Genomic DNA, 10638 nt, shown 5'->3' with positions numbered 1-10638 from the left:
CCGCCGCTTCGTGCCGAGTCGGCTCGTTGTGAGCCGTACGGGAGCGGCGGTCTCGGTGACAAGGGGCGGACTCGGCGGTGCGCGAGTGGTCGCCCCGCCGCGCGCGGAGCGTTGTCCACAGGCGGCGAACGCGCGAGTTGTCCCCAGATCGGCCTTCGTCGTCACCGCGGCACCCAGTGCGCGCGCACACTGGGGCGATGCGCCACGCCGATGCCACGACCATCCGCACTCTCTTGCGCACGCGAGACGACCTGACGGGGGAGGGATACGCTGCCCGTCAGCTGATGAGAGAGGCGACGTCGGGTGCGCTGACCCGGGTCCGTCGCGGTCGCTATGTCGCGCGCGAGGAGTGGGTGACGCTGTGGCCGGAGTCGAAGCACCTCGCGCACGTCCTCGCGGTCAGCGACAGCGCCACGACGCGGCCCGTCTTCGCTTTCACCTCTGCGGCCGCGCTGCACGGGCTGCCGCTGTTTCGTGTCCGCGCCGAGCGCGTGCACACGATCCATCCGGATGCCGCGCGCAGAACCAACGGCACGGTCATCCGGCACTGTGCGAGCCTCGATGAGTCCGACGTCGTGGAGATCGACGGCGTGCTCTGCACGTCGCTCGAGCGCACCGTCTACGACCTCGCGCGCCTGGCCAGCGCCGAGGTTGCGCTCGTCTGCCTGGACACCGCGCTGGGCGGGGTCGGCGGCGACCCCCGATGGTACGACGACGCGGCCGCCGCCCAGTGGCTGGCGGGCATCGAGGAGCGGGTGGGCCGGATGCCGGGAGCTCGCGGCATCCGGCACGCACGTGCGCTGCTGGAGGTTGCCGACGGACGATCGCAGCAGCCGCTGGAGATCGTGACCAAGTTGCAGTTGCGGCGGCTGGGATTTCGCCAGCCCGGTCTGCAGGTTCCGGTGCCCGCTCCGAGCGGCGGCTCGTACTGGCTGGATCTTGAGCTGGAGGAGTCCGGCGCCTTCTACGAGTGCGACGGCGAGACGAAGTACACCGACGAGGCGATGCGGTCGGGCCGCACTCTGGAGCAGGTGCTGCTCGACGAGAAGCGGCGTGAGGACTGGGTGCGGGGGACCACGGGCAAGCGCGTCGTGCGCGGTGGAACGCCGCATTCGGTGACGCCGGCGGCCCTCGCTGGGCGCCTGCAGAGCTTCGGGATCGAACTGCCCGACCCCCGACACCGCCTGTTGTTACCGAGACGTCCCTTTGTGTACGGGCAATAACCGGTGGTGTCGGCACGAACCGGCAGTCTCGGCGATACGGGCGGGGCGGGGGGAGGGCGGGGGAGGGCGGGCGCGGATTTGGTGGGGGGAGGAGGGGCGCGTAGAGTGGGGGGAGCCAAAGACCGCCGGTCTCGGTGTGCGTTGTACGACGTCACCGACGAAGCTCTGCATCGCAGGGGCCCGCGCAGGTGTCACAGACAGACCTCGGGAAACCGATTCGAAGCTCCGTGCGCGTGCGCCGGAGCTTTTTCGCGTTGTGGGGCGCCACTCGCGGTCGAGGCCGGCGTCCCGCCACCGTGGGGCGTCTCGAATACACAAGGAGTGGCCATGGCGCACAAGGATGCATCGGTCGCCGAGCTCACGAAGAACTTCGAGGACTCGACCGCCGTTCTGCTCACCGAGTACCGCGGTCTGACGGTTGCAGAGCTCAAGGAGCTGCGCAACAGCATCCGTCAGGACGCGGAGTACGCCGTGGTGAAGAACACGCTGACCAAGATCGCGGCGCGCAGCGCCGGGGTCGAGGGTCTGGACGACGACCTCAAGGGTCCGTCGGCCATCGCTTTCGTGCACGGTGACCCGGTCGCCGTCGCGAAGGGCCTGCGTGCCTTCGCCAAGGCACACCCTCTGCTGGTGATCAAGGGCGGCTACTTCGACGGTGCCGCACTGACCCCCGCCGAGGTGAACAAGCTCGCCGATCTCGAGAGCCGTGAAGTCCTGCTGGCGAAGCTCGCCGGCGCGATGAAGGCCTCGCTGACCAAGGCGGCTTACGTCTTCACCGCACTGCCGTCGAAGGCCGTCCGTACGGTCGACGCACTGCGCGAGAAGCAGGAGTCCGCGGCCTGACCGGCGGCGGCATAGCGAAACCCACCACAAGGAGAAAATCATGGCAAAGCTCAGCACTGAGGAGCTGCTCGACGCGTTCAAGGAGCTCACGCTCATCGAGCTGTCCGAGTTCGTCAAGGCGTTCGAGGAGACCTTCGACGTCACCGCCGCTGCCCCCGTCGCGGTCGCCGCTGCCGGCGCGCCCGCCGGTGGCGCCCCCGTCGAGGAGGTCGAAGAGAAGGACTCGTTCGACGTCGTCCTCGAGGCCGCCGGCGAGAAGAAGATCCAGGTCATCAAAGCCGTCCGCGAGCTCACCTCGCTCGGCCTCGGCGAGGCCAAGGCCGTCGTCGACGGGGCCCCCAAGGCCGTCCTGGAGGGCGCCAACAAGGAGGATGCCGAGAAGGCCAAGGCCAAGCTCGAAGAGGCCGGCGCTACCGTCACCCTCAAGTGAGTCGAGGCGGGTCAATGTCGCGCAGCGACGTTGACCCGCCTGCGACTCAGGTTGAGTAGCCGCGCGCTTGCGCGCGGCGTATCGAAACCTCTCACCTACCCGGTGGTCGAGTAGCCGCGCGCTTGCGCGCGGCGTATCGAAACCATCGCGACCGACTCGGTTTGCGATGGTCTCGATCTCCCCATGGCTACCCCACACAGCGCTGACGCGCTGCGCGGGGCCCCTCGCCGTGTAGGCCCACCGGCGCTTCGCGCCGGCACTCGACCGCCGGGTTCGTGGTTCCGCGACGGGGTGACGCCGCCTGGCGGGGTCTACTGCGCGCGATCTGTGTGCGGGGGTGCCGTCGTGTTGCGCACGATCAGGCGCGTCGGGATCCGCAGCGTCGTTCGCTCCCGCTGCGGATCGGCGATCTCGGTGAGGAGCATCTCGACCGCGGCGGCGCCCTGCATGCGGGGGACTTGCTGCAGCGTCGTCAGCGCGAACATGTCGGCGAACTCGTGGTCGTCGATGCCGACGACGCTGAGCGCGGCTGGAACCTGGATGCCGAGGCGGCGTGCCGCAATGATCGCACCGATCGCGACCTCGTCACACACACCGACGATCGCCGTCGGACGACGTCGCGCGTCGCTCAGAAGGTCGACAGCGGCGGCATACCCTCCTGGCATCGACACCTCGGACCGCGCATGCACGGCCTGTTCCGAAAGCCCGGCGTCGCGCATCGCGTGACGATACCCGGCGAGGCGCATCTGGTCGACATGGGCCCAATGGCGCTCGGGTCGCCCACCGATGAAGACGATATCGCGGTGCCCGAGACCGATGAGGTGTTCTGTCGCCCGTCGCGCCGTGTAGTCGTCATCGACGGCGATGACGCTTGCCTCGCCGCCGGTGCCCACGACGCTGACGATCGGCCTGCCGATACGGGTCAGGCGCTCCAACTCGTGGTCGGCGGGCTCCAGGCCGACGGCGATGAGTCCGTCGAAGCGCTTACGCGCGAGGAAGTCGCCGAAGATGCGCGCTCTTTCCTCGGTGCCCGGCTTCGCGTCGTACAGCGTGAGATCGAGGCCGCGTTCCAGGAGCGCCTGTTGGATGCCTTCCAGCACCTCCGCGAAGAACCAGCGGTTGACGTAAGGCATCACGACACCGATGTTCTGCGTGCGGCCGGTCGCGAGGCCGACGGCACCGGCGGAGGGGACGTACCCCAACTCGTCGGCCGCATCACGCACGCGCCGTCGTGTTGCTTCCGAGACGTATCCCGTGCCGCTGAGCGCACGACTCGCGGTTGCCTTGGAGACACCCGCCCGCTCTGCGACTTCGGTGATGCCGCTCATCCCGAAACCTCCGCGCGTCGTTGCCGTCCAGGTGTCGAATATCCTACGCAGATCGGCGGCAAATGGAGACGGTTTCCGGTCCCCATACACCCACAGCCGCGGCGTGATCACGCTTCTCCGGGAGAGTTCCGCCCGTCGCCCTTGTGGGTTTGCCGAGAATCCAATAGCGTTTGTGGAAACGGTTCCCTATAGGGCGAACTCGAACGCCCAAGGGCCACTCAAAGAGGAGTAGCACATGACAAAGTCACAGCAACGACGCCGCGTGAGCATCATTTCGGCGCTGGCGATCGTCGGCATCGCCGTCACCGGTTGCGGCGGCGGAGGCACATCCGGCTCGAGCGGATCATCGGGAGATGCCGTCACCATCATGGGGGCGTTCACCGACGCGCAGGCAGCAGCGTTCCAGGCCGACCTCGACAAGTGGTCGGAGACCAGCGGGATCAAGGTGACCTATGACGGCAACACGGACTTCCAGACAGCGGTCATCGCCCGCGCGACGGCGGGCAACCCGCCGGACATCGCGATCTACCCGCAGCCGGGTGTTCTGAAGAGTCAGACGGCCACGCTGTATCCGCTGGAGGATCTCGGCATCGATGTGGCGTCGATCACCTCGGACGAGGCGAACGGCCTCGGCGAGATCGCTACTGTGGAAGGCCAGACGTTCGGGCTTCCGTACTCGATCAACGTGAAGTCTCTCGTCTGGTACAACCCGGCGGCCTTCGAGAAGGCGGGACTGACGGTTCCGACCACCGACGCCGAGCTCACGGCGCTGCAGGACAAGATCGTCTCCGACGGTCTCGGCTACCCCTGGTGCGTAGGCCTCGAGTCTGGAGCGGCGACCGGCTGGCCGGCCACGGACTGGCTGGAGGAGTACGTGCTTCGCTACGGCGGTCTCAAGGACTACAACTCGTGGATCGCGGGTGACACCAAGTTCACGAGCGACGTCGTCACCGAAGCCGGCAACAAGGTCGCGACGGAACTGCTGGGAGACGGGAAGATCAACGGCGGCGGTCCGGCGGCTGCGACCACGTCGTTCCAGACGGCCGGCAACCAGCTGTTCGCCGATGGCAAGGCCAACGGTCAGTGCTTCATGATGCGGCAGGGTTCGTTCATCGCGGACTTCTTCCCCGATGACATCAAGGCGCAGATCCAGGCAGGCGATCTCTCGAACGTCGACTTCTTCCAGTTGCCGTCGCCGGAGGGCACCGACACGGCCATGCTCGGTGGTGGTGACCTCGTGGGCGCCTTCACGAACGACGAGAACACGAAGGCCGTTCTCGAGTACATCGTGAGCAAGGACTTCGGGACGAACGGCTACGCCAGCCAGGCGATCTTCCTCTCGCCCCACAACGACTTCGACACCTCGGCGTACACGACCGAGTTCCAGAAGAAGGCGCAGGCGCTGCTGGCGGAGTCGACGCTGTTCGGCTTCGATGCCTCCGACCAGATGCCCGGCGAAGTCGGCGCCGGCACCATGTGGACCGAGTTGACGAGTTGGTTCGCGGGACAGAAGTCGATGGAACAGGCCTTCCAGGACATCGACGCCTCGTGGCCGAGTAACTAAGCAACCGGGGATCCGGTGCCGGGTGCGCTGCACCCGGCACCTCCTCGATATCGACGTCAGGCGATAGCGATGCCAATTCTCAGTGCACTCATCTCTGTGGTCCTCGGGCTCGGAGTATCGTTCCTCATCTTCTGGGCCCTGAACTGGGTGGTCGAACGCACCCACGACAAGTGGAAGGCGCGGCTGCTGCCCTACGTCTTCCTGCTCCCGGTGATCGTGCTCGTCGCGGTCTTCCTCCTGTACCCCGCAGTGAGGACCGTGATCGAGAGCTTCATGCAGCAGAGTCAGCGGCGGGGGGAGGCGGCGCGCTTCGTCGGGTTGGATAACTACCTGTCGCTGTTCACCGACCCCAACTTCCTCGGTGTCCTGCTGAACAACCTTCTGTGGGTTCTCGTGGTGCCGGTGGCCGCGGTCGTCATCGGCCTGCTGGTCGCGATCCTCACGGATCGCCTTGGCAGGAAGCGCGAGACGACCTTCAAGTCGATGATCTTCTTGCCGATGGCGATCTCGGGCGTTGCCGCGGCGGTCACCTGGCGATTCATCTACTTCTACGCGCCGGAGGGTCAACCGCAGATCTACCTGCTCAATGCGATCTGGACGACGGTCACCGGCCAGAGTCCGGTGACGTGGCTCACGATCGACACGGGCCGCATGAACAGCTTCCTCATCATGATCATCGCCATCTGGCTACAGGTCGGTTTCGCCATGGTGCTCCTGTCGGCGGCGATCAAGGGCGTGCCCGAAGAGACGATCGAAGCCGGACGGCTGGACGGGGCAAGCGAGCGTCGGCTGTTCTTCTCCGTGATCGTCCCTCAGATTCGCGGCACCATCATCGCGGTCTTTGTCACGGTCGTGATCTTCGTGATGAAGATCTTCGACATCATCTACGCGATGACCGGCGGTCAGTACAACACGAGCGTGCTCGCCGTTGAGTTCTACACCCAGCTCTTCAGTTTCCAGAACCCTGGCAAGGCCGCCGCGGTCGTCGTCGTGCTCATGATCGCCGTCGTTCCGCTGATCGTCTACCAGGTCCGCAGCTACAAGTCGCAAGAGGAACTCCGATGACTGCCATACCCACCCCCGTCGTCGCGCCCGATGACGCTCCGGCATCCGTCCGCGCGCGCGAGAGCAAGCGCAAGCGTCCCGATGAGGGAGACGAGCGAAAGCCCCGTGTCCTCGTCACGATCATCATGGGGGTCATCGCGGTCGCCTGGCTGTTCCCGCTTCTGGGCCTGCTCATCACGAGCTTCCGGACGCGTGCCGCGGCCGAGAGTAGCGGTTGGTGGACGATCTTCGTCGATCCGTTCAACGCCGGCTGGACTCTGGACGGCTTCTCTCAGGCGTGGACGGCGCTGAACGTCGAGGTCTCGTTCTGGAACTCGCTGGCGGTGACGATACCCGCCACGGTGCTGCCGATCATGGTGGCGGCGATGGCCGCGTACGCGTTCACGTTCTTCCAGTTCCGGGGCAAGGAGATCTACTTCGCGATCGTGCTCGGCCTGATGGTCGTTCCCATCCAACTCGCGATCATCCCGGTCCTGCAGCTGTTCGTCTGGTTCGGCAACACCACCGGCATCCAGATCATCGGGCAGTACCCGGCTGCATGGATCGTGCACTCGACATTTGCGCTGCCGTTGGCGATCTACATTCTGCGCAACTACATGCAGACGTTGCCGACCGCTCTGATCGAGGCGGCACGCGTCGACGGCGCGAGCCACTTCCAGATCTTCTGGCGGTTGATCGTGCCGATGTCGGTGCCGGCGCTGGCATCGTTCGCGATCTTCCAGTTCTTGTGGGTGTGGAACGACTTCCTCGTGGCGTACATCTTCATCCAATCGGGGCCGAACGCGGTCATGACCCAGGGGCTGTATACGCTGCTCGGCCAGTACGGTCAGGGTTGGCAGCGGGTCGCGGCGGGCTCGTTCATCACACTGGTCGTTCCGCTGGTGATCTTCTTCGCGCTGCAGCGCTTCTTCGTGCGGGGTCTTACGGCGGGCTCAGTGAAGTAGCCGACGTCGGAGCGGCCGGGCGGGGGATGGCACCGCCCGGCCGCTCCGACGTCTCAGCCGAACTGGTCGACCGCGGTGAGGCGGTAGAGAACGAGTTGGTCGGGGTGCAGGCGGGGGGATGCAACGCCGACGCGGGTGAGCACGTCGCCGGGAAAGATCGCGCCAGGGTAGGACACATCGCGTCGCGCGTCGTGCAGACCGTATTCCGGCGACCCGACACGATCGGAGTCGCTCGCTGCGCCCCACCAGGCGGGGGCATGAAGACCCGAAGGAAGCTCTCCGATCAGGAGCGGCTTCACGCGGTACCGGAGGTGCGACTCGAGGCCCGGGAACCGCAGCGGCGGTGGCGGATCGAGGTGGATGCTGTCGAGGACGGCACCGCTGAAGAGTGCTTCGGAACCGTCGGGTGCGACCACCCCGTGCCCGACGACGTCGTCGTCCGCGCTGTCGACGCGCACGAAGCGACCGCCGAGAATCAGCGCGCGGTGCTCCTTGAACAGCGAGATCCACTGTGAGAGCATGTCGCGCTCGGCATCCGACGCCTCGGTGAGATCCCACTCGATGCCGAAGTGACCGAACAGTGCGGTGCCGGCGCGGAACGACAGGTCCATCCGGCGCCCCGTCGTGTGCGAGCGCTCCGAGGCCACGTGCGCGCCGAGGTACTCCAGCGGAACGAGCTGCGCGGTCCAGGGGAGAATCTGCTGACGGTCGTGCGGATCGCTGTTGTCGGACACCCAGACCCGGTCGACCAGGGGCAGGACCCCGAGATCGACGCGCGCGCCGCCGGACGAGCACGATTCGATCTCCAGCCGCGGGTACGCCACGCGCAACTCACCGAGCAGTCGGTAGAACGCCTGCGTCTGACGATGCACAACGGGCCGTCCCCCCGCCGTGCGGTCTCCCGCCTCGATCAGGTCACGGTTGTGATCCCACTTGATGTAATCGATCCGGTACTCGTCGAGCACCGCGTGCATCTGCCCGGCGACGCGCGCATAGGCGCCGGGATGGGCGAGGTTCAGGACGTGCTGGAACCGTGACTCGACGGGAAGCTCGTCGCGCGACGCCATGATCCACTCGGGGTGGGCTCGGGCGAGGTCGCTGTCGAGGTTGACCATCTCGGGTTCGAACCACAGCCCGAACTCCATGCCGAGCTCGTGCACCCTGTCGACGAGCACGTGCAGCGTGTCGCCAGGCCAGACGGCGGGCGACACGACCCAATCGCCGAGACCTGCGCGGTCGTCGCGGCGGTCGCCGAACCAGCCGTCGTCGAGGACGAACCGCTCGACGCCCATGGCGGCAGCCAGCTCCGCGAGGTCGAGGAGCCGGGCCAGATCATGGTCGAAGTAGACGGCCTCCCACACGTTGAGGGTGACGGGACGCTCGGGCGAGGGACCGTGTGCCCGCAGGAAGGCATGGAACCGATGCGCCACGGCGTCGAGCCCGTCGCCGTAGGAACCATAGATCCACGGGGTCTCGTACTCCCCGCCCTGCTTCAGAGCGACCTCGCCTGGCAGCAGGACCTCCCCGCCGCCGATCACCTGCTCACCGGTGAACACGCGCTCGGCGTAGTGCCGATGATTCCCGCTCCAGCCTGTGTGCACGGCCCAGACCTCTCCCGAGGCGAAGCCGAAGCCGGGCTCACCGAGATGCAGCACGTAGGCGCTGTCGGCCGCCGTGCGACCGCGGCGATTCTCACGCAGATGGATGCCGTCGGGCATCGCGCGTCGCTGCGGGATGCGTTCGAGGTTGTGGCGGCCGGTGAAGTCGAGCAGTTCGGCGGCGCAGCGGGGAACGGGCAGCGCGAGGGAGACGTCCTCGACCGTGTATGTCTCGGCATGGCGGTTGGTGAGCCGCGCGCGTGCGCGCAGCAACCCCTGCGGCGTCAGTTCGAGCTCGAGCCGCAGTTCCAGCCATCCCCGGTCGTCTAGGGCATCGAGAACGAGCATGGCTGCGCCGAACTCGGCATAGCCGTGCACCGGCCGGCCGTCGACCGTGAGCGAGGTTCCTCGGAACCGCGGAGACCAATCCACTGCCGCGAAAGTCTCGCCACCTGGGGCAGGCGTTCTCGCCCCCACGGCGCGGCAGCGCCGCTGAAAAGCTGCCGCGAACGACCCGGAGATGCCTGGACGACCCGTCCAGCCGGTGTGGTGCTCGGGGAGGATCGCCACCCGTGGCGGTCGCTCGGGGTTGTTCGACCCGACCACTGGGATCGCGGCGTCGCACGCGGCGGTGGCGTCCTGGTCGGTGAGCGGGCCGAGGCCGGCACCCCAGTGCACGATTCTCGGCAGGTCGGCATCTCGGGCGTCGAGGAGTACCGAAACGCCTCCCGCGCACAGGTGGATGATCGCGTCGGAGGGCGTGGTGTCGGCGGGCACGGGCGAGTTCCTTTCCGACGCCCGGAGTAGCCAGAGGAGCGGGCGGGTCGCTCAATTCTGTCAGGTGGAGAGCGGTCGACGCGTGCCGACCGGGCCGCGCGCGCCACGGCATCCGTGCATCGACTTGCCGACTTTGGTCGCGCGATCGCGCGCGAAGCGACCGAACTCGGCAGGTCGGCGGGTCATGGGCAGCGCGTCGGGCGCACGTCGCGCGGCACTGACCCCCAGGTCAGTCGGAGCAGGCGAGGCCCGCGCGGAGCGCGGTCATGAGGTCGATCTCGGCGGACTGGGTGTCGATGACCCCCTGCGCGACCTGCAGCGCGCGGGGGTCGGTGCCGAGCTCGACCAGGGCTTCGGCCATCGGCACCGCGCCCTCGTGGTGGCGGATCATGAGTCGCAGGAACGTGCAGTCGGGCGCCGTCCCGGTCTCGGCGCGCAGGGCGGCGATCTCGGCGGGGCTCGCCATGCCCATCTGCGTCATGAGGTCCGCGTCGGATGCCGCCGGCGCGCTGCCGTGGTGGTGCGAGGTGTCCGCGGCATCCATCCACGACATGAGCGGCCCACCGGACTGCGGCAGATCCCACTTCACGAGCCAGTCGTAGAACTCGCCCCTCTGGGCCGACTGCGTCGTGGCGATGTCGTAGGCGAGAACCCGGACGTCGTCGTTCTCGGTCTCGCCGTAGATGTCCATCGCCAGCTCGACGGCCTGGCCGTGGTGGACCTGCATGTCGCGGGCGAAGCCGGCCTCGGGGGAGTCGGTCGCGGGCGTCGCCGCCGTCGTCGCCGAGGTGTCGAACGCGGTGAAGCGGCCGATCGCGAACGCGACTCCGGCGATCGCGACGGCGACCAGCAGCACCGCCCACCAC

General features: G+C 67.4%; 9 protein-coding genes. 6 read left to right on the top strand and 3 right to left on the bottom strand.

Annotated features, from left to right (window positions below):
- The first annotated feature begins 197 nt into the window (after positions 1-197).
- The 3 genes from WBP48_RS11265 (at position 198) to rplL (ending at position 2496) form a co-directional block, all read left to right on the top strand.
- Positions 198-1223, top strand: coding sequence for a hypothetical protein (locus WBP48_RS11265; RefSeq protein WP_424440448.1), 1026 nt, complete (start codon positions 198-200; stop codon positions 1221-1223).
- A gap of 327 nt (positions 1224-1550) precedes the next feature.
- Entirely contained in the window at positions 1551-2066 is a 516-nt protein-coding gene (gene rplJ, locus WBP48_RS11260) for a 50S ribosomal protein L10 (RefSeq protein ID WP_424440446.1), read from the top strand.
- A gap of 40 nt (positions 2067-2106) precedes the next feature.
- The gene (gene rplL / locus WBP48_RS11255) at positions 2107-2496 is read left to right on the top strand and encodes a 50S ribosomal protein L7/L12 (protein WP_424440444.1); all 390 of its coding nucleotides are present in this window, start codon (positions 2107-2109) and stop codon (positions 2494-2496) included.
- Between the two features lie 311 nt (positions 2497-2807).
- Here the strand turns inward: rplL and WBP48_RS11250 are convergent, their stop codons facing one another.
- The gene (locus tag WBP48_RS11250) at positions 2808-3824 is read right to left on the bottom strand and encodes a LacI family DNA-binding transcriptional regulator (RefSeq protein WP_424440442.1); all 1017 of its coding nucleotides are present in this window, start codon (positions 3822-3824) and stop codon (positions 2808-2810) included.
- Positions 3825-4059: 235 nt separating this feature from the next.
- Between WBP48_RS11250 and WBP48_RS11245 the strand changes: the two genes are divergently transcribed.
- The 3 genes from WBP48_RS11245 (at position 4060) to WBP48_RS11235 (ending at position 7397) form a co-directional block, all read left to right on the top strand.
- Positions 4060-5388: an ABC transporter substrate-binding protein gene (locus WBP48_RS11245; protein WP_424440440.1), complete on the top strand. Its 1329-nt coding sequence runs from the start codon at positions 4060-4062 to the stop codon at positions 5386-5388.
- A 69-nt stretch (positions 5389-5457) separates the two neighbouring features.
- Positions 5458-6453, top strand: a complete 996-nt coding sequence (locus WBP48_RS11240) for a carbohydrate ABC transporter permease (RefSeq protein WP_424440438.1) — start codon at positions 5458-5460, stop codon at positions 6451-6453.
- On the top strand, positions 6450-7397 hold the full coding sequence (locus tag WBP48_RS11235) for a carbohydrate ABC transporter permease (protein WP_424440436.1): 948 nt from the start codon (positions 6450-6452) through the stop codon (positions 7395-7397). The genes WBP48_RS11240 and WBP48_RS11235 overlap by 4 nt, the downstream gene beginning before the upstream one ends.
- 53 nt (positions 7398-7450) lie before the next feature.
- On the opposite strand, the gene WBP48_RS11230 is transcribed toward WBP48_RS11235, so the two are convergent.
- Both WBP48_RS11230 and WBP48_RS11225 read right to left on the bottom strand, forming a co-directional pair.
- Positions 7451-9772, bottom strand: coding sequence for an alpha-galactosidase (locus tag WBP48_RS11230; RefSeq protein WP_424440434.1), 2322 nt, complete (start codon positions 9770-9772; stop codon positions 7451-7453).
- 229 nt (positions 9773-10001) lie between these two features.
- A partial coding sequence (locus tag WBP48_RS11225; RefSeq protein WP_424440432.1) for a DUF305 domain-containing protein occupies positions 10002-10638 on the bottom strand: 637 nt, incomplete at its 5' end.

Origin of the sequence: Microbacterium sp. (assembly GCF_049661145.1) — a bacterium.
Lineage (GTDB): Bacteria > Actinomycetota > Actinomycetes > Actinomycetales > Microbacteriaceae > Microbacterium.
The sequence above is the reverse complement of the archived record's forward strand: the minus strand, read 5'-3'. Positions and strand labels throughout refer to the sequence as shown.

What these genes read in the sequence shown, in the direction of transcription:
- WBP48_RS11235 (WP_424440436.1), top strand. Translation starts at nt 6,450, where the DNA reads ATGACTGCCATACCCACCCCCGTCGTCGCGCCCGATGACGCTCCGGCA.
- rplJ (WP_424440446.1), top strand. Translation starts at nt 1,551, where the DNA reads ATGGCGCACAAGGATGCATCGGTCGCCGAGCTCACGAAGAACTTCGAG.
- WBP48_RS11245 (WP_424440440.1), top strand. Translation starts at nt 4,060, where the DNA reads ATGACAAAGTCACAGCAACGACGCCGCGTGAGCATCATTTCGGCGCTG.
- WBP48_RS11240 (WP_424440438.1), top strand. Translation starts at nt 5,458, where the DNA reads ATGCCAATTCTCAGTGCACTCATCTCTGTGGTCCTCGGGCTCGGAGTA.
- WBP48_RS11250 (WP_424440442.1), bottom strand. Translation starts at nt 3,824, where the DNA reads ATGAGCGGCATCACCGAAGTCGCAGAGCGGGCGGGTGTCTCCAAGGCA.
- rplL (WP_424440444.1), top strand. Translation starts at nt 2,107, where the DNA reads ATGGCAAAGCTCAGCACTGAGGAGCTGCTCGACGCGTTCAAGGAGCTC.
- WBP48_RS11265 (WP_424440448.1), top strand. Translation starts at nt 198, where the DNA reads ATGCGCCACGCCGATGCCACGACCATCCGCACTCTCTTGCGCACGCGA.